17 protein-coding genes are annotated in these 17,095 nt (G+C 66.9%); 10 read left to right on the top strand and 7 right to left on the bottom strand.

Annotation, left to right across the window (positions count from 1 at the left end; genetic code table 11):
- Positions 1-12 precede the first annotated feature (12 nt).
- Both WCL10_RS06810 and lptD read right to left on the bottom strand, forming a co-directional pair.
- Positions 13-1,395: a peptidylprolyl isomerase gene (locus WCL10_RS06810; protein ID WP_336894890.1), complete on the bottom strand. Its 1,383-nt coding sequence runs from the start codon at positions 1,393-1,395 to the stop codon at positions 13-15.
- Positions 1,396-1,620: 225 nt separating this feature from the next.
- On the bottom strand, positions 1,621-3,918 hold the full coding sequence (gene lptD / locus WCL10_RS06805) for an LPS assembly protein LptD (RefSeq protein WP_336894889.1): 2,298 nt from the start codon (positions 3,916-3,918) through the stop codon (positions 1,621-1,623).
- A gap of 101 nt (positions 3,919-4,019) precedes the next feature.
- On the opposite strand from lptD, the gene WCL10_RS06800 reads away from it, so the two are divergent.
- From WCL10_RS06800 to ndk, 5 genes are all read left to right on the top strand, one after another.
- The gene (locus WCL10_RS06800; RefSeq protein WP_336894888.1) at positions 4,020-5,477 is read left to right on the top strand and encodes a leucyl aminopeptidase; all 1,458 of its coding nucleotides are present in this window, start codon (positions 4,020-4,022) and stop codon (positions 5,475-5,477) included.
- The gene (locus WCL10_RS06795; RefSeq protein WP_336894887.1) at positions 5,477-5,629 is read left to right on the top strand and encodes a DUF2256 domain-containing protein; all 153 of its coding nucleotides are present in this window, start codon (positions 5,477-5,479) and stop codon (positions 5,627-5,629) included. The genes WCL10_RS06800 and WCL10_RS06795 overlap by 1 nt, the downstream gene beginning before the upstream one ends.
- On the top strand, positions 5,626-6,864 hold the full coding sequence (locus WCL10_RS06790) for a Xaa-Pro peptidase family protein (RefSeq protein WP_336894886.1): 1,239 nt from the start codon (positions 5,626-5,628) through the stop codon (positions 6,862-6,864). The genes WCL10_RS06795 and WCL10_RS06790 overlap by 4 nt, the downstream gene beginning before the upstream one ends.
- Positions 6,865-6,874: 10 nt before the next feature.
- Positions 6,875-7,324: a DNA polymerase III subunit chi gene (locus WCL10_RS06785; RefSeq protein WP_336895070.1), complete on the top strand. Its 450-nt coding sequence runs from the start codon at positions 6,875-6,877 to the stop codon at positions 7,322-7,324.
- Between the two features lie 86 nt (positions 7,325-7,410).
- Entirely contained in the window at positions 7,411-7,833 is a 423-nt protein-coding gene (ndk, locus tag WCL10_RS06780; RefSeq protein ID WP_336894885.1) for a nucleoside-diphosphate kinase, read from the top strand.
- A gap of 78 nt (positions 7,834-7,911) precedes the next feature.
- Here the strand turns inward: ndk and WCL10_RS06775 are convergent, their stop codons facing one another.
- Entirely contained in the window at positions 7,912-8,877 is a 966-nt protein-coding gene (locus WCL10_RS06775; RefSeq protein ID WP_336894884.1) for a hypothetical protein, read from the bottom strand.
- 190 nt (positions 8,878-9,067) lie between these two features.
- Here WCL10_RS06775 and WCL10_RS06770 point away from each other — a divergent pair, with 190 nt between their 5' ends.
- A complete protein-coding gene (locus WCL10_RS06770) occupies positions 9,068-9,307 on the top strand; it encodes a hypothetical protein (RefSeq protein WP_336894883.1) in 240 nt (79 codons plus the stop codon).
- Here the strand turns inward: WCL10_RS06770 and WCL10_RS06765 are convergent.
- The 3 genes from WCL10_RS06765 to purM form a co-directional block, all read right to left on the bottom strand.
- Entirely contained in the window at positions 9,304-10,452 is a 1,149-nt protein-coding gene (locus WCL10_RS06765) for an MFS transporter (RefSeq protein WP_336894882.1), read from the bottom strand. The two genes, WCL10_RS06770 and WCL10_RS06765, sit on opposite strands and share 4 nt — an antisense overlap.
- 29 nt (positions 10,453-10,481) lie before the next feature.
- The gene (purN, locus tag WCL10_RS06760; RefSeq protein ID WP_336894881.1) at positions 10,482-11,423 is read right to left on the bottom strand and encodes a phosphoribosylglycinamide formyltransferase; all 942 of its coding nucleotides are present in this window, start codon (positions 11,421-11,423) and stop codon (positions 10,482-10,484) included.
- Positions 11,424-11,575: 152 nt separating this feature from the next.
- Positions 11,576-12,700, bottom strand: a complete 1,125-nt coding sequence (purM, locus tag WCL10_RS06755; protein WP_336894880.1) for a phosphoribosylformylglycinamidine cyclo-ligase — start codon at positions 12,698-12,700, stop codon at positions 11,576-11,578.
- Positions 12,701-12,807: 107 nt separating this feature from the next.
- On the opposite strand from purM, the gene WCL10_RS06750 reads away from it, so the two are divergent.
- The 4 genes from WCL10_RS06750 to WCL10_RS06735 are packed head-to-tail and all read left to right on the top strand — an operon-like array spanning position 12,808 to position 15,861.
- A complete protein-coding gene (locus tag WCL10_RS06750; RefSeq protein WP_336894879.1) occupies positions 12,808-14,088 on the top strand; it encodes a heavy-metal-associated domain-containing protein in 1,281 nt (426 codons plus the stop codon).
- 16 nt (positions 14,089-14,104) lie between these two features.
- Positions 14,105-14,731 (top strand): DnaA/Hda family protein, encoded by a 627-nt coding sequence (locus WCL10_RS06745; RefSeq protein WP_336894878.1) that lies wholly within the window; start codon positions 14,105-14,107, stop codon positions 14,729-14,731.
- Positions 14,732-14,758: 27 nt separating this feature from the next.
- Positions 14,759-15,484, top strand: coding sequence for a serine O-acetyltransferase EpsC (gene epsC, locus WCL10_RS06740; RefSeq protein ID WP_336894877.1), 726 nt, complete (start codon positions 14,759-14,761; stop codon positions 15,482-15,484).
- Positions 15,485-15,489: 5 nt separating this feature from the next.
- Complete coding sequence (locus tag WCL10_RS06735) at positions 15,490-15,861, top strand: DUF2794 domain-containing protein (protein WP_336895069.1); 372 nt, start codon at positions 15,490-15,492, stop codon at positions 15,859-15,861.
- A gap of 250 nt (positions 15,862-16,111) precedes the next feature.
- Here the strand turns inward: WCL10_RS06735 and WCL10_RS06730 are convergent, their stop codons facing one another.
- Entirely contained in the window at positions 16,112-17,020 is a 909-nt protein-coding gene (locus WCL10_RS06730) for an SDR family NAD(P)-dependent oxidoreductase (protein ID WP_336894876.1), read from the bottom strand.
- Between the last annotated feature and the right edge of the window lie 75 nt (positions 17,021-17,095).

Raw genomic sequence — 17,095 nt, 5'->3', positions numbered from 1 at the left:
CGTCCCCCCGGCTCAGTTGTATTCGATGACCGCGTCGCGCCGCAGGTCGCGCAGATAGGTCTGCGCGCGCTTGTTCACCCGCTCGTCCTCCATCTGCGACTGGATCGCCTCGAAGCTGGGACCGGCGTCGACCTTGGGATCATCGCGTCCGCAAAGCATGAGCACGCGCACGCCGTCCTCGATCGAGCCGAAGGGCGGGGTGGTTTCGCCCACCGAGAGCTTGAGGATCGTGTCCTGCAGCGCGGTGGGCAGGTCCTTCACACGGATCTGGTCGTTGGCCACGACCGACGCGCCGAGCGGGGCGGCAGCAGCTTCCGCCGCACCGCAGCCCTTGATGTCCTTGACCATCTTGGCGAACTCTGCAGCCTTGCCCGCTGCGTCCTTTTCCAGCGTGCCCTTGGGGAAGCTGATCGAGATCTGCTTGAGGCTGAGCACCGCATCGCGCGGATCGGCGGTGAGGACCTGCCGCTTGTCGATGAGGTAGATGATCGAATAGCCGGACGGCAGTTCGACCGGCCCGACGAGCTGGCCGGGAGCCATCTGGGCGGCGGGCGTTCCCAGTTCAGCCGGAAGCTGCGCAAGGCGGACCCAGCCGAGATCGCCGCCCACCGCTGCCGTCGATGATTGCGAATACTGGCGGGCATAGGCGACGAAGCTGCCGCCGGCCTTGAGCTGTTCGATGATCTTCTGCGCGTTTGCGAGGACCTGCGGCTTGGCTTCCGCCGAGGCGGCGAGATAGATCTCGGCGAGGTGGTATTCCTCGGTGCCCTTGGCCGCGTTCAGGCGAGCCATGACTTCGCGCACTTCGGCGTCAGAGATGTTGATGAAGGGCTGGACGTTGCGGCGCAGCAGGCGCTGCCAGGCAAGCTCACCCCGGATCTGGCGCTTGAGCGAGGCGGAGGACGAGCCGATCGAGGTGAGATACTTTTCGAGCGCGGCGGGGTTCTGACCGAAATTCTGCTGGGCGACGCGGTTGAAAGTCTGCGTCACTTCCTCCTCGTCGATCTCGATGTTGGCGGCCTTGGCTTCCTGGATCTGCAGCGTCTCGTCGATCAGGTTGCGCAGGACCTGGAGGTGAAGGCGCTCAAGTTCCTCGGGCGGAACCTTGCCGCCATTGGCACTGACGATGAGTGCAAGGCGCTGGTCCACGTCGGTGCCGGTGACGATCTCGCCGTTCACGATCGCGGTGGCGCGGCGCACGTGCGGATCGGCCTTGCCGAAGATCGTGGGGTTGGTGGGCAAGTTGAGCGCGTCGGCAGGCGCGGGCTCGACCCCGGCGTCAAGTTCCTGGGCGCGAGCGAGCGTGCCGGCAAGCGGAGCGGCAGCGACGGCCAGAATGCCCAGCGCGAGCGCGGCGCGCGCCGGAACCGAAAACAAGCGAAACCCGGTCTTCATGATAATCCGATGGTCCTGTCTCTTGGCCTTGCTGTGCCATGTGGCCGCATGCTTTCCACGCGGCCTCCTGCTTGCATTGTCCGGCTGAACCCGAGGTGAGTGGCGCCGCGATAGCCCGATTGCAACGCCGATGAAAGCAAAACGGAGGAAAAGAACCCCGCTGTCGGCCTTGCGAGCTGCCGCCTCCCGATTTCTGCTGCGTGAGAATGGAGAGGATATCTGGCCCTAGCGCGTGCCGAGGCCTCGCAGCGAGATGTTGAACTGGATGGTGTTGCCCTTCGTCGCATCGCCCGTGGTGATGTAGTCGCGCCGCCAGGTGAGCGCGAGGTCGAGGCAATCGTCGGCATAGGCGAAGCCGAGCCGGTGGCGCAGCATCTGGAAGCCGTTCGAGGTCTTGGTCGGATCATCGTCGCGCCGGGTGAGGTTGGCGACGCCCGAGCCGAACACCGACCAGTTGCGTGCAAAGGCCACGCGGCCTGAAAGGCGCAGCTCCTCGCGGTCGCGCAGATCCTCGAAGGTCGTGGGGATATTGCGGTTGAGCCGCAGGTAGCCGATCTCGGCATAAGTGCGGTGGTTGCCGATCGTCGCGTCGAATTCGTTGCGGCGCAGCTTCAACCCGTCCTTGTCGAGCCTGAAGCGGTGGGTGAACTGGACGATGTCGCGAAAGCGCAGGTCGGTGCGGCCGACCACATCGGACACGCGCGAGGACAGGCCCGTGCCGTCGGGCAGGAGAACCTGCTGGGTCGAAAGGCGGTAGCTCTGCCCGATCGTGGTCGAGACCCGCCAGCCGGGGCGGGTAAGCTGCCAGTCGGCGCCATAGGTCACGCGCAGGCCGTCCTCGATGCGGTCGTAGCCGGGGAAGCGGTTCAGCGAGAAGAGGTTGGAATCCTCAAGCTCGACCGAGCGCGAATCCTCGTTGGGGACGGCAAGATTGCGGATGTGCGGGATGGCGATGAACTGGACGCGCGGCGTGAAGACTTGCGTGCCGCCAAGCGCCGCGCCGATCAGCGGCCACTTCACATCGACTGCAGCAGCGGCGATGCCGCGGCTCTGCCAGCCTGGCAGCCCGCGATATTGCACCGTGCTGGTGAGGTCGTTCTGGCTTGAGTGGTAGACATCGCCGCGCAGGAGGCCGGTGAAGGTGATCTCCTGGCCCATGCCGGTAATCGTGCGCAGGTCCCACTGGGCCTTGGCAAAAGCGCGCTGCGTGTCCTGCCCTCCGGGGCGGCTGAGCGCGAGGCTGTTGACCTGGAGTTCCAGCGTTCCACCGATGCGCGGGGGCACGATGCGGCGGCGGTATTCGAGTGCGGGTAGCGCAATGGGGACAAGGCCCTGCCGATCGCCGCTGCGCAGCGTCTGCACCGCCCAGCCCGCGAGGCTGAAGTAGCTGTTCGTGTCGATCCGCTCGAGATTGATGGTCGAGCGCAGCCGGTCGTCGCGGCTGATATCGTAGCGGCGCAGGAAGGTGCGGTCGCTGGCATAGCGGCCAAAACCCGAGAGGCTGAGCTTCTCGGAAAGCTGGAAGCGGCCGTTCGCCTCGAAATAGCCGCGGAAGACCTGCTCCTGCGCGTTGGCATCGGTGACATTGCCGCCGCCCACGTTGATGCGCGCGCTCCGGGTGAGGTAGCTGGAGACCTGGAAGGCGCCCTTGTCGGTGAGCTGGCGATAACGCCCCGCGATCATCGGCAGAGCGCCGGTGAAGACGTAGCCGGTGAGCGCGAGGTCCTTGTTGTTGGCGAGGCGCCAGTAATAGGTGTCGCTGATTTCGGCGCCATTGGCCGCGCTGAAGCGCACGTCCGGGATCAGCAGGCCGCTTTCGGCGCGGAAGTCGGAGGTATGGGACAGGCCTGGCAGCGGCAGCAGCGGCAGGCCGAACACGCGCAGCAGCGCGCCCTTGTAGTGCACACGCTGCTTCTTTGCGTCGTAGGTGACCGCGACTGCGGTGACTTCCCAGCTTGGCCGTTTGGCGCAGCCGTCCTCCCCTTCCACCGCGCAGCCGGAGAAGGCCGCGTCGTGGAGGACCATGTCGCCGTTTGTGCTGCGCTCGCCGCTGCGCGCGGCTAGGCGGCCGCCCTGGCGCATGACGAGGAGCAGATCCTCGATCGCGCCGGCTTTCAGCGCATCGGTCAGTTCCACCTTGTCGGTATAGAGCACGTTGCCCGCATCATCGACGAAGCGGATATTGCCGCTCGCCTCGATCAACCCGGTCTTGCGGTTCCACGTGACCGCATCGGCGCGGACGGTCTGCTCATCGCGCCGCAGCACGACATTGCCGGTGGCGGTCACCGTTTCGGCGTCGGCAGCATAGGTGACGCGGTCGGCCTGGAAGCGGATTTCGCCCTTTTCGCCTGCCTCTTTGGGCGGGGCCGGTTCGGGCAATGCGGCGACGGGCTGCGCTGCGGCCTGCGCCAGGCCCAGCGAAAGTGCGCCGAACACGGCAATAGCCGGGCGGAGCGCGGCGACGCGCGGGCGCCGCAAGCATCGGGACAAGGCTTGCGGCAGGGGCCGCGGGGGGGCTCGCATGGCCTTGCCTATCGCACCGGCGCCGCCTAACTGCAAACCCACATTTTGCCTTCGGTGGTGCCCGGCCCCGAGGTGTGCCCATTTTTCGGCAGGAGCCCGCAATGATCATCCAGTTTGCCACAGTCGATACGGCTCGCCCTCGCCTTGTCGCCAGCCTTGTCGCGCAGGACGGCCTGCCCGCGGACGCTGACCTGCTGGTGCGGGAGGCCGCCGCTGCGGCGCGCTTTACCGGCAAGGCCGGGCAGCTGTTCGAGGCCATGGTGCCCGCCGGCGGCGCGGTTGCACGCCTCGCTTTTGCCGGGATCGGCGATCCGGGCGCGGCGGGCCGCATCGCGACGCTGGAGCGCGCGGGCGGCAATCTGACCGCGAAGTACCTGACTTCGGGCGAGACCGAACTCGCCATCGATTTCACCGGAAGCGCGCTGAGCGCCGAGGAAGCCGCTGCAGTTCTGCTCGCCGCGCGGCTGCGCGCCTGGCGCCATGATGTCTACCGCACCAAGCTCAGCGACGAGCAGAAGCCTTCGCTCGCGACGATCACCGTTTTCGGCGCGCCCGAAGGGACCGAGGCGGTCTGGGAAACCGAGGTGGCGATTGCCGAGGGCGTTGAGTTCACGCGCGAACTGGTGACCGAACCGGCCAATGTGATCTATCCCGAAAGCTTCGTCGAACGCTGCAAGGCGCGGCTTGAAGGCACCGGCGTCGAGATCGTGGTGCTCGGCCTTGCGGAGATGACCGCGCTCGGCATGGGCGCGCTGCTCGGCGTGGCGCAGGGTTCGGTGCGCGAGCCGAAGATCCTGGCGATGCGCTGGAAAGGCAAGGCAGGCGCGCGCCCGACCGCATTCGTCGGCAAGGGCGTGACGTTCGACACCGGCGGCATCTCGATCAAGCCCGCCGCCGGCATGGAAGACATGAAGTGGGACATGGGCGGCGCGGGCGCAGTGGCGGGCACTATGCTCGCGCTGGCGAAGCGCAAGGCGCAGGCCGACGTGATCGGCGTCTGCGGCCTCGTTGAGAACATGCCCGACGGCGCCGCGCAGCGGCCGGGCGATGTCGTCACCACGATGTCGGGCCAGACGGTCGAGGTCATCAACACCGATGCCGAAGGGCGCCTCGTGCTGTGCGACGCGTTGACCTGGGTGCAGAAGGAATACAGCCCGGCGACCATCGTCGATCTCGCCACGTTGACGGGCGCGATCATCGTTTCGCTGGGGCATGAGCATGCCGGCATGTTCTGCAACGACGATCTCCTCGCGGGCCAGCTCGATGCCGCCGGCAAGGCGAGCGGCGACGCGCTGTGGCGCTTCCCGCTGGGGCCGGCTTACGACAAGCTGATCGACAGCCCGATCGCCGACATGAAGAACGTGGGTCCGCGCTATGGCGGCTCGATCACCGCCGCGCAGTTCCTCCAGCGCTATGTCGACAAGGGCGTGGCGTGGGCGCATCTCGATATCGCCGGGACGGTCTGGGTCGACAAGGCCGGGGCAACGCACGAAAAGGGCGCGACGGGCTTTGGCGTGCGCCTGCTCGACCGCTACGTGCGCGACGTGCTCGAAAGCTGATGCCCAGGATGCGCCGCAAGGCGGACCTGCCGACCAAGGTCTGCGCGTCTTGCGGTCTGCCCTTCACCTGGCGCAAGAAGTGGGAGCGCGATTGGGACAACGTGAAGTTCTGTTCCGACCGCTGCCGCATGGGGAAGGGCAAAGTGGCATGACGATGAGCTGGTCGCGGCGCGGGGTTCTGGCCGGCGCGGGCGGTGCGGCGGCGCTGGCGGCCATGCCCGCTTCGCTGCGCGCGGCGATGCCGACTTCGAGCGATATGATCGATGCGCCGGCGCCAATCACTCGGGCGGAGCGACTGGCGCGGATCGCCAAGGTGCAGGGGCTGATGCAGGAGCAGGGCGTCGCGGCGCTGCTGGTCGAGAGCGGGAGCAGCCTCACCTACTTCACCGGCATCCGCTGGTCGCGTTCAGAACGGATTACCGCGGCGGTGATCCCGGCGCAGGGTCAGCCGATTGTGGTGACACCGTTTTTCGAGGCGCCGTCGGTGAGCGAGACATTGGCGGTGCCAGCGGACCTGCGCACCTGGCACGAGGATGCGAGCCCTTTCGCGCTGATTGCCGATGCGCTCAAGGGGCGGTCAGGGCCGGTGGCGGTGGAGCAGACCACCCGCGTGTTCGTGACCGAGGGGCTTGCGCGCGAGGGGCGCTTCGCAGTCGTGTCTGGCGCGGCGCTGGTGAATGCCTGCCGCCAGATCAAGTCACCTGCCGAACTGGCGCTGATGGAACGTGCCAACACGATCACGCTCACAGCGATGCGCCAGGCCCGTGGCTCGGTGCGCAAGGGCATGACGGCGCGGGATATCGGTTCGCTGGTCGAGAGGGCGACTCGCCGCATGGGAGCAACGAGCGACTTCGCACTGGTCCTGCTGAACGAGGCGAGCGCTTTTCCGCACGGTTCGCGTGAGCCGCAGGCCGTGCGCGAAGGCTCGGTGGTGCTGATGGACTGCGGCTGCATTGTCGAGGATTATCAGTCCGATATCTCGCGCACGTTCGTGTTCGGCGAGCCGACCGCGCGGCAGCGCAAGGTGTGGGACACGGTGCGGCGCGGGCAGGACATGGTGTTTGGCGCCGCAAAATTGGGCGTGCCCGTCAGCGCGCTCGATGCAGCGGTTCGCCGGTTTTACGAGAGCGAGGGCTGGGGACCGGGCTTCACGCTGCCGGGCCTGCCACACCGCGCGGGGCATGGGATCGGGATGGACGGGCACGAGAGTCCCTACCTTGTCGGCAATGACCAGACGCCGCTCGCGCCGGGCATGTGCTTTTCGAACGAGCCGGGGCTCTATATCCCGGGCGAATTCGGCATTCGGCTGGAGGACTGCTGGGTGATGACCGAGACGGGCCCGAAGAGCTTCACGCCGCTCGCGCGTTCGCTCGACGATGCGATCTGAGCGCGGTCCGGTGCGCGTCGATTTCTATCAGCTTTCGCGCGATCCGGCCGAACTGGTGCTTCCGCGCCTTGCGCAAGGGACGCTGGCGGCGGGCGAGCGGTTGCTGGTGGTCTCGGAGGACGAAGGCCAGCTTGGCCGGATCAGCGAGGCGCTGTGGGCGAGACTGCCCGAGAGCTTTCTTGCCCACGGCACGGCGGGCGGCGAACATGATGCGCGCCAGCCGATCCTGCTCTCCGCCGCCGCCGAACCCGCAAATGGCGCGCGCTATCTGGCGCTGGCGGACGGGGTGTGGCGCGAAATGGCCGAGGGCTTTGACAGCCCCGTGCGCGTGTTCCTGCTGTTTCCGCCCGAGCGGATCGACGATGCGCGTGGCTGCTGGCGGATGCTGGGCAAGCGCGAGGGGGTGGAGCGCAAGTATTGGCGGCAGGAAGGCGGCAAATGGCTGGAGGGGCCGCGCTGATACCCCCCACCCACCTTGCAGCGCAGCAATTTCCCGGCTAGGGGCGCGGCCAACCATAAGCCTCCCCCCTACGCAAGGAACATCCCATGGCGGTTACCCGCACCTTTTCGATCATCAAGCCCGATGCCACGCGCCGCAACCTGACCGGCGCTGTCACCAAGATGCTCGAGGAAGCCGGCCTGCGCGTCGTTGCCTCGAAGCGCATCCACATGAGCCGCGAGCAGGCCGAGGGCTTCTACGCCGTCCACCGCGAGCGCCCCTTCTTCAACGATCTGGTCGAGTTCATGATCTCGGGCCCGGTTGTTGTGCAGGTTCTGGAAGGCGAGAGCGCCATGCAGCGCAACCGCGACGTGATGGGCGCGACCAACCCCGCCAATGCCGAGCCGGGCACGATCCGCAAGGAACTGGCCGAATCGATCGAGGCCAACACCGTCCACGGTTCGGATTCGGATGAGAACGCGGCGATCGAGATCGCCTACTTCTTCAAGCCGGAAGAAATCGTCGGCTGAGGCCTTCGGGCTTTACCTGAACGAAGAAGGCCGCCGATCTGGCGGCCTTTTTTGTTGCAGGGTGCTGAACGCGCGCGATCAGGGAGCGGCTGCCGGGCAGTTTGGCGCCATCTTCGCCAACTCGGCGAGTATGCGCGGACGAGCAGCGGCCTGGTCCCACTGTGCCAGCTCCGGCAAGCTTCGACCTTCCGCAAGGCTTTTGGCGACAAGGTAGCCGACGTAATACCCCGCGCGCTGGGGCAAGCCGGGCAGATTGCGGTCGCTGTTGAACAGAGCCGAATAGTCGCCAGGCTTCTCCGACATCGCGCGTTGCAGCACGGCGCAGGCGGCCTCCGCAAGCTTTGCGTCGATCTGCCGGCGCATGGCCATCGGCAGCAGCAACTCGTCGTCCTTCGCGCCCGGATTGAGCTTGTCGGCGACAAACGTCGCGAGGCCTTCCTCCCACAGCGCGCACCAGATCGGCTTGCAGTCGCCAAAACGCGGCTCGTGGTAGGTGTGGAACAGCTCATGCTCGAAAAAGGGGCGCTCGTTGGCGTCCTCGCGGTGGAGCTGGGCGATCATGTCGGCACCGAAGACCAGCACGGTCTTGCCACCGATTTCGCGCGTCCCGCCGTCCATTTCGCCGAGGCTGTGGACGAGATAGGTCGGCGGAAGCGGGCCTGCATCGGGGAAGGTGCGCCGAAAATCCCCGATCGCGGCGGCGAGCGCGGGACCCAGTGCGGCAGCGCGCGCAGTGAAGCGAGTCTCGATTTTCGGAAAGGCTTCGAGCGCCTTGATGACAAGCGCGTCGTATTGCGCTGCCGTTGCTCCGTGCCGGGTTTCGGTGAAGAAGCCCGGAAACTTTTCGGCCATCAGCTTGCGAAATGCGGCAGCCCGATTGGCCGGCGGCTGGCCGATGCTTGCATGATAGAAGCGCGTGTAGTCACCGGTCAGATCGTGGATCGGCAGCTGATCGGGCTCCGACCCTGCCGGGGCGGCGGCGGATGCCGCGGTCGAGAGACAGAGCGAGAGTGCGGCAAGGCCGGCCAGCAACGTGCGAAGCATGGGGGCAGGCTAGGTTGGGCCTGCAGCGAAGTCGAGTCCCGGAGGCTGCAGTTCCATCATCATGACCAGCTTGCGCGGCGCGCTCGTGTTCTTCAGCTCGCCGGAAAAGGCTGATCCGGCCGCTTGAGCTTGCTATGGCAGGGGCCGCCGGCGCAATCCGTCGGCACTTTGGATTTGAGGAAGGCTGGCAATGCTAGGCATGGGGGACGGGTCCTGCCCGTTCGAATTCAATTTCGATCCCGCCACTTTCAAGGTGGGCGACTATGTGAGCTACCGCGTCACGGGGAGCCTCGAGGGCATGCCCTTCGTAGGCACCTTGCTCGAGGTGCACGACGATCACGTGGTGATCTCGCCAGGTGAAAGCGAGCCCGACGCCCGCTATCGCGGCACGCGCGAGGACCGGCCTCTCGTGGAAATCAGCGAAATCTAGGCGGCCTGCGGGCGCCGTGCGTACCAGCGGTCGAGCATCCAGGCCATGGCGGCAATCGCAGCGAGGCCGAGCAGGATCGGCAGGCGGAAGCCTGCACCCAGCGCCAGCAGCGCTGCCGCGGTTAGGCTGGCTGACGCGCAGCCGAGATCCCAGCCGCCCTCGCTCGCCATCGAGAAGCGCAGGAGACATGGCCCCTGCCGCGCCATGGCGTAGAGCGGGGCAAGCATCGCGGTGCTGGTCATCGGAACGACAAGCGCGCCCAGAGCCGTTGCCGCGACGGCGAGCAGCGGGTGGCCAAGCGCGGTCCCCTTGGCGGCCAGCGCGAGCGCGGCGGCGCCATAGGCGATCACCAGCGAATGGCGCGGACGGCCGCCGTCGATGAGGCGCCCGACGATGAGACTGCCGGCCGCTGCCGCCACGCCTGCAGCGGCCATCGCCGCACCGAACTGGTCGAAATGCTCGCCGAGCGTCGCAAAGAGCGCGAGGTTCCAGATCACCACTGCGCAGCCCGAATGAAAGCCCTCGTTGAAATAGAGCCGTCGCGCATAGCTCGCGACGCCGGGTTCGAGCACGGCATCGGGGTCGATTGCGGGATTGGGCGCGCCGAGAAGCGGAAGGGCGCTGGCGAGCTGGAGCAGCGCGATCATGGCGAAGGCCATGTCCGGCCCGCCATGCGCCAGAAGCAGGCCGCCCATTGCGGGCGCGGCGATGCCGACAAGCGCGCTGGTCGCCTGTTGCACGCTGACCTGCTGGCCGCCGCGCCCGGTTTCGGTGAGCGCGGGAAGGAAGGCGTGCCAGGCCGTCCAGTAGAGCACGCTGCCAAGGCCGCTGACAGCGAGGAATAGCGCCAGGAGCGGTCCCACATCATGGACGAAGGGCAGCATGACAAAGCTGGCGGCGCGAACCGCTATGCCGGTGAGGAGCACGCTGCGCAGCCCCGCACGCAGCGCCAGCGGCAGAACCAGGCCGCGCAAGGCAAGGCGCGAGAGGACGATCAGGGCGAAGCTGGCGAGTGCGGCAGGGAAGGAGAACCCGCGGCTGACGAGAAAACCGGCAACGAAGATCCCGCCGCCCGCCTCGACAAACGATTGCAGCCCGGAGTGGAGATAAAGCCGGCGCAGGGGGGTGAGAAGCATGGGGGGCATTGCGCGGCTCCGGCAGCCAGGGGCTGCGGTCAGAATTCCATCATCGCCGCAAGCTTGCGCGGCGCCACGGCCAGCCACGAGCGACGCAGCCATTCGCCAATGTCGTCCCAGTCCACGTCGCCGAGGTCAAGCCGAATAGCTATCCACCCGTCGCCGAAATAAGCGGGGCGGTAGAAGCGATCGGGATCGCTTTCGATAAGCTGTTCCTGCTCGTCCGGCCCGCTGATCTTGACGAGGAGCGCGCACTTGCCATCGCCGTGGTGGTCGGCGCTGACCCAGGCGAACTTCTTGCCCTTCACGATGCCGAAGCAGGCCATGCCGTGGCTTAGGCTCTCTTCTGCTTCGGGGAGGGCCATGGCGAGAGTGCGGACTTGTGCGGTGAGCCATGCCGGGTCCGTCTCGCGCGTCACCAGCTCGGCGAGGCAGCGCGAATAGAGCTGGTGTTCGGCGAAGAGGACGCGCGACGCGAGTTTATCGGGGGTGTCGCCGGGGAGGATCGCGACGGGGATCTGGCCGAGGACCGGGCCTTCATCGAGATCGGCGGTGACGAGGTGGACGGTGCAGCCGGCGTGGGTGTCACCCGCCGCAATGGCGCGCTCGTGGGTGTGGAGGCCGGTGTACTTGGGCAGGAGCGAGGGGTGGATATTGACCATCCGCCCTTCCCAGCGCTGGACGAACTCCGGCGTGAGGATGCGCATATAGCCCGCAAGCGCGATCCACAGCGCGCCGGCGCGGCGGACTTCTGCTTCCATCGCAGCGTCGTGCTCCGCGCGGGGGAGCCCCTTGTGAGGGAGGACGAAAGTGCGGATGCCTTCAGCTTCGGCCAACTGGAGCCCGCCTGCATCGGGGTTATTGGAGAGGACGAGGACGATCTCGTAGGGACAGTCGGCAAGGCGGCTGGCATAGAGCAGCGCGGCCATGTTGGTGCCGCTGCCGGAGATGAACACGGCGACTTTGGCACGTTCGGTCATCAGGTCCTCTCCATTTTCACGAAGTGCAAATGGGGAGGTGGCAGCCCGCAGGGCTGACGGAGGGGTTCTTCTGCAACACCTTTACCCCTCCGACCCGCCTGCGGCGGGCCACCTCCCCATTTGTGCCTGCGGCAAAAATAGGGAGGATCTGGTCAGCCGACATGGACCGCTTCCCACGCGGCCCGAGCGGACCAGGCCTCGGCACTGCCGTAGACCGTGCAGCCCTTCTCTCCCGCGACGATTTCACCGATGGGGAAAGCTGTTTCGCCCGCTGCGATGAGATCGGCGATGAGGCCTGCCGCCTCGTCCGGCGCCACCGCGAGGACCATGCCAACGCCGCAATTGAACGTGCGGGCCATTTCCTCGGGCTCGATCTGGCCCTGCGCCTGAAGGAAGGCCATGAGGCGCGGCTGTTCCCAAGCGTCGGCGTCGATGCGGGCATGGAGGCCCTTGGGCAGGACGCGCGGTACGTTTTCGAGGAGGCCGCCGCCGGTGATATGGGCAAGCGCGTGGATGCGGCCCGCGCGGATGAAGGGCAGCAGGCTCTTCACATAGATGCGCGTCGGCTCGATCAGGTGGTCGATCAGCAGGCGCTCGTTGTCGAATAGGGCGGGGCGGTCCAACTTCCAGCCCTTGTCGGCAGCGAGGCGGCGCACGAGCGAATAGCCGTTCGAATGGACGCCCGAAGAAGCGAGGCCGATCAGCGCGTCGCCTTCCGCCACGCGGCTTCCGGTCAGTTGCTCACCGCGCTCGACCGCGCCGACGCAGAAGCCCGCGAGGTCGTAGTCGCCGGGGCCGTACATGCCGGGCATTTCGGCGGTCTCGCCGCCAATGAGGGCGCAGCCGGCCATGCGGCAGCCTTCGGCGATGCCGGCAACCACACGCTCGGCAACGCCTGTATCAAGCTTGCCGGTGGCGAAATAGTCGAGGAAGAACAAGGGCTCAGCGCCCTGTACAATGAGATCGTTGACGCACATGGCGACGAGGTCGATGCCGATGGCGTCATGCCGGTCGTGGTCGATTGCGAGTTTGACCTTCGTGCCGACGCCATCATTGCCCGCAACCAGCAGCGGGTCCTTGTAACCTGCGGCCTTGAGATCGAAGAACGCGCCGAAACCGCCGAGTTCGGCGTCCGCCCCGGGACGCGCGGTGGCACGGGCGAGCGGGCCGATCGCCTTGACGAGGGCATTGCCAGCGGCAATGTCCACCCCGGCCTTGGCATAGGAATAGGATTCCTGGGGGGAATTGGGCTGTTGCGGATCGTCGATGGAAGCCATGGGGCAGGCGCCTAGCGCTTTCCCGCTTGGATTTCCACTTGCCTTTGGGCAAAAGCGCGCCAATCCGCATAAGCCAGCGCAAGCCCGCGTCCCCAGATGGAGTTCCCTTGGCCGCCTTGCGCCCAACCCTGCCGTATCTGACAGCCTGGCCAGCCCTGCCGCGCCGCACGCGTCTGGCGCTTGTGGCTGCGCTTGGCCTTGCGCTCGCGGGCGGCGGGGCGGCGATCTATGCGCAGATCGAAGGCGACCGCGGCATCGCGCCGGTGGCCAGCAACGGCGATTTCGAAGTGAGCGGGATCGAGGTCAACACCACCGGCAAGACGGCCACCGAAGCGCGCGCCGCCGGGTGGCGGAAGGCGCAGCGACTCGCCTGGGAAAAGCTCTGGACATCGAACGGCCTCGGCGGCGGCTCGGCGCCTGCGCTTGATGACGCGACGATCGACGGCATGGTCTCGGCGGTTGTCGTTGGGCGGGAGCAGATCGGCCCGCACCGCTATATCGCTACCCTGGGCGTGATCTTCGACCGCACTCGCACCAGCGGCTACCTCGGCATGCAGGGCCAGATCGCTCACTCGGCGCCGCTGCTCGTCATCCCGGTGTTGATCCAGGGCGGAGTCACTTCGGTGTTCGAGACCCGCACCCCCTGGCAGAAGGCCTGGGCCGAGTTTCGCACCGGATCGAGCATGATCGACTATGTCCGCCCTGCCGGTGCGGGCGCGGATTCGCTGCTGCTGACCGCCGGGCAGACCGGTCGCCGCAGCCGCAACTGGTGGCGGCTGGTGCTCGATTCGTTTGGTGCGGCGGACGTGATCATGCCCGTGGCCAAGCTTGAGCGGCTCTGGCCCGGTGGCCCGGTGCGCGGCACGTTCACCGCGCGGCGGGGGCCCGACAACACGTTCCTGGGCAGCTTCGAGCTGACCGCACCCAGCGAGGACAAGCTCCCCGCAATGCTGGCGGAGGCGATCACCAAGCTCGACGGGATCTACGCCGGCGCGCTGGCGGCCGGGCAGCTCGCGCCCGATCCCTCGCTCTCGATGCGGCCCGATCTCGATCCGGCGCTGGTGCAGAGCATCGTCGCGAAGCTCGGCCCCGCCCCTTCGGCGACCACGGCGGCAGGGCCCGATGCCCAACCCACTACGGCAGCCGTGCCGACCACCGTGGTCACCGTGCAATTCGTCACGCCCGACGCGGCCGCGGTCGATGCCGGGATTGCCGCGGTGCGCCGGGTAGAAGGTGTGCGGGAAGCGGCGAGCACCAGCCTTGCGATCGGCGGCACTTCGGTGATGCGGGTGACCTTTGCCGGCGACATCGAGGCACTGGCAGCGGGCCTGCGTGCACAGGGCTGGCGCGTGACCCAAGGGGCCGGCGCGCTCAGCATCCGCAAGTAGCGGCGGCGCGCCCGCGATGAGCCAGATTGCCCTGCCTTTGGTGACGGCCACCAGTGCCGAAACGGTGCTTACCGGCGCCTCGCTCGAACCGGTGCTGGCGGCGCTCGCCGGGGCCGCTACCTGGCCATACCGTGCTGCGGTGCTGACCGGGCCGGCACGCTCGGGCAAGAGCTTGCTCGCGCGCTGGTTTGCGGCGAGTGGGCTGGGCGATGCGCTCGACGATGCGGATAGCCTGCCCGAGGATGCGCTGTTCCACCGCTGGAACCGCGCGCAGGCCGAGGGGCTGCCCTTACTGATCGTGTCGAACCGCGCGCCGGGGACATGGGCGGTGGCGTTGCCCGATCTTGCCTCGCGCCTCGGCGCGGCGCTGATGATCGAGATCGGCGCACCCGACGACGAGCTCTTGCGCGCGCTGGTCGAAACGCACGCGGCGCGGCGCGGATTGGCGCTGGGCGAGGCTGTGTTGGCCTATGTCCTGCCACGTATCGAACGCAGCCATGCCGCCGCCGAGGCGCTGGTTGAAACAATTGATCGCCTGTCTCTTGAGCGTAAGGCAGCCGTCACCATATCGCTGGCACGCGACGCACTGGCCGAAAGGGTACATGGGGTGCCCGAGGCGGAGCGGCAGCCACGCTTGCTTTAGCGGCGGAAAAGGGGGAAAAGCGCGATCATGTTCGCAAGCCTCACTGCCTATCTGGACTCGATCCGCGCCCGCGATCCCGCGCCGCGCTCGCGCTGGGAAATCCTGCTTTATCCGGGGCTTCACGCCGTCGGTCTGCATCGTGTTGCGCACTGGCTGTTCATGCGCCGGCTGTTCTTCCTTGCCCGGTTCGTCAACCATTTCGCGCGCTTCTTTACGGGCATCGACATTCACCCCGGTGCGAGGATCGGGCGGCATCTGTTCATCGATCACGGCTTTACCGTGATCGGCGAGACGGCCGAGATTGGCGACAATGTGACGATCTACCAGTGCGTTACGCTGGGCGGCACCAATCCGGCCAACGGCGTGCCGGGCAAGCGCCACCCGACGCTGTGCGACAATGCGATCATCGGTTCGGGCGCGCAGATCCTGGGTCCGATCACCGTGGGGCCGCGCGCGCGCGTCGGCGCCAATGCCGTGGTGACCGAGGATGTGCCTGAAGGCGCGACCATGGTGGGCCTCAAGGCGCGGTCCACGCTGGTGCCGGTCGAAACCTGGCTCAAGGACTTCATTCCCTATGGCACGCCCTGCAAGGAGCCGTGCGAGCCGACCGGCGGCAGCCGGGTGGATGAGCTGGAAGCCGAAGTCGCGCTCTTGAAGGCGCAGGTTGCGGCGCTGCTCGCGCAGAATGCACCGGATGAGGCCAACACTCCAGCGCCGGTAAGCGGCGGGCCGCGCCGCAGGAGCCGCAGCTGAGCGTGATGGGCGGGGCCGATGCGGGCGGGGCCAGCGGCTCCACGGTACTGTCGTTCCCCAATCCGCGCAGCGAGCCGCAGGTCGCGTTTGACCGGCTGGAACTGATGCGCATTCTCGATCTCTATGGCCGCATGGTCGCCGCCGGGGAATGGCGCGACTATGCGATGAATTTCGGCAAGGATGCGGCGAGTTTCTCCGCCTTCCGCCGCACCGCAGAGCGCCCGACTGCACGGATCGAGAAGCGCCCGGCGCTGCGCGGCAAGCAGGGCATGTGGACGCTTTACGGCGAGGCGGGACAAGTGCTCAAGCGCGGGCATGAGCTTGCCGGTGTGCTGTTTCCGCTGGAACGGCGGCTGCTGAAGTTGGTTGAGGATTGAGGCGGGCCTATTCCGTCATTCCCCAACCTTCGTCATTGCGAGCGCAGCGAAGCAACCCAGAGCGCCGTGCACGACCGCTCTGGATTGCTTCGTCGCTACGCTCCTCGCAATGACGAAGGTTGGGATGGCATTTATCTGAATCCCCAATTCCCCCTCACCCTGAGCTTGTCGAAGGGTGTTGGGGCCGAAGTTACGCCATTTGGGGAATTGGCGGGGGCGACACGCAGCGCCTGCCCCCGATGCCGAGGCTTCAGCCCTTCATCGCAGCCTGAAGCTGCACCAGAATCGCCTGGCTCTGCTCTGCGCCCGACTGCGGCACGAAATCGCCCGTGCGGTCGGAAATCTGCGCCCAGTGATCGGCGAAGCCTTCGACTGTGCGCTCGCTCTGCGGCAGGACAACGGCCTTGTTCATCGTGACCCACGCCGAGTGATAGGCGCCCGCGCCAGCGCCGACGATGGCGTTGGTGGGGGCATCGTCCGAGACGAGGAACAGCGCCGCAGGGACGACGTTTTCAGGGCCGAACATCTTGAAGGCCGCCTCGGGGAAGATGTCCTCGGTCATGCGCGTGGCGGCGACGGGGGCGAGGGTGTTGACCTTGATGTTGTTCTTGGCACCCTCGAGGTAGAGCGTCTTGGTCAGGCCCGCGAGGCCGAGCTTGGCGGCGCCGTAGTTGGCCTGGCCGAAATTGCCGAAGAGGCCGGTGGACGAAGCGGTCATCAGGATGCGGCCATAGTTCTGCTCGCGCATCAGGTCCCAGCAGGCCTTGGTGGCGAAGGCCGAGCCGATGAGGTGGACCTTGACCACCATCTCGAAGTCCGCCGGGTCCATCTTGGTGAAGCTCTTGTCGCGCAGGATGCCGGCGTTGTTGATGAGGATATGGACGCCGCCCCAGGCCTCCTTGGCCTTGGCGACCATTTCGGCCATCTGCTCGAATTCGGTGACCGAGCCGCCGTTCGACATTGCTTCGCCGCCAAAGGCCTTGATCTCTTCGACGACCTTAAGCGCAGCGTCCGAATGGCCGGTGCCGTCGCGCGCGCCGCCGATATCGTTGACCACGACCTTGGCGCCGCGGCGCGCGAGTTCCAGCGCATACTCACGGCCGATGCCGCCGCCTGCGCCGGTGACGATGGCGACGCGGTCCTTGAACGAAATGCTCATGGTGAAGCTCTCCCTTGCGTCCTAACCGGACGATTAATGCCGCGCGCGATGCCATGGCCCGATAGGCTTGGCAAT

It is taken from the genome of Novosphingobium sp., from assembly GCF_037133355.1.
In the GTDB taxonomy this organism is placed as follows: Bacteria; Pseudomonadota; Alphaproteobacteria; order Sphingomonadales; family Sphingomonadaceae; genus Novosphingobium.
Note: the sequence above shows the minus strand (reverse complement) of the source record. Positions and strands in the feature narration are given on the sequence as shown.

Coding starts and splice junctions, on each gene's coding strand:
- WCL10_RS06745 (WP_336894878.1), top strand. CDS start 14,105: ATGAGCCAGATTGCCCTGCCTTTGGTGACGGCCACCAGTGCCGAAACG.
- WCL10_RS06770 (WP_336894883.1), top strand. CDS start 9,068: ATGCTAGGCATGGGGGACGGGTCCTGCCCGTTCGAATTCAATTTCGAT.
- WCL10_RS06775 (WP_336894884.1), bottom strand. CDS start 8,877: ATGCTTCGCACGTTGCTGGCCGGCCTTGCCGCACTCTCGCTCTGTCTC.
- WCL10_RS06765 (WP_336894882.1), bottom strand. CDS start 10,452: ATGCCCCCCATGCTTCTCACCCCCCTGCGCCGGCTTTATCTCCACTCC.
- ndk (WP_336894885.1), top strand. CDS start 7,411: ATGGCGGTTACCCGCACCTTTTCGATCATCAAGCCCGATGCCACGCGC.
- purN (WP_336894881.1), bottom strand. CDS start 11,423: ATGACCGAACGTGCCAAAGTCGCCGTGTTCATCTCCGGCAGCGGCACC.
- purM (WP_336894880.1), bottom strand. CDS start 12,700: ATGGCTTCCATCGACGATCCGCAACAGCCCAATTCCCCCCAGGAATCC.
- WCL10_RS06735 (WP_336895069.1), top strand. CDS start 15,490: ATGGGCGGGGCCGATGCGGGCGGGGCCAGCGGCTCCACGGTACTGTCG.
- WCL10_RS06800 (WP_336894888.1), top strand. CDS start 4,020: ATGATCATCCAGTTTGCCACAGTCGATACGGCTCGCCCTCGCCTTGTC.
- lptD (WP_336894889.1), bottom strand. CDS start 3,918: ATGCGAGCCCCCCCGCGGCCCCTGCCGCAAGCCTTGTCCCGATGCTTG.
- WCL10_RS06795 (WP_336894887.1), top strand. CDS start 5,477: ATGCCCAGGATGCGCCGCAAGGCGGACCTGCCGACCAAGGTCTGCGCG.
- WCL10_RS06730 (WP_336894876.1), bottom strand. CDS start 17,020: ATGAGCATTTCGTTCAAGGACCGCGTCGCCATCGTCACCGGCGCAGGC.
- WCL10_RS06810 (WP_336894890.1), bottom strand. CDS start 1,395: ATGAAGACCGGGTTTCGCTTGTTTTCGGTTCCGGCGCGCGCCGCGCTC.
- epsC (WP_336894877.1), top strand. CDS start 14,759: ATGTTCGCAAGCCTCACTGCCTATCTGGACTCGATCCGCGCCCGCGAT.
- WCL10_RS06790 (WP_336894886.1), top strand. CDS start 5,626: ATGACGATGAGCTGGTCGCGGCGCGGGGTTCTGGCCGGCGCGGGCGGT.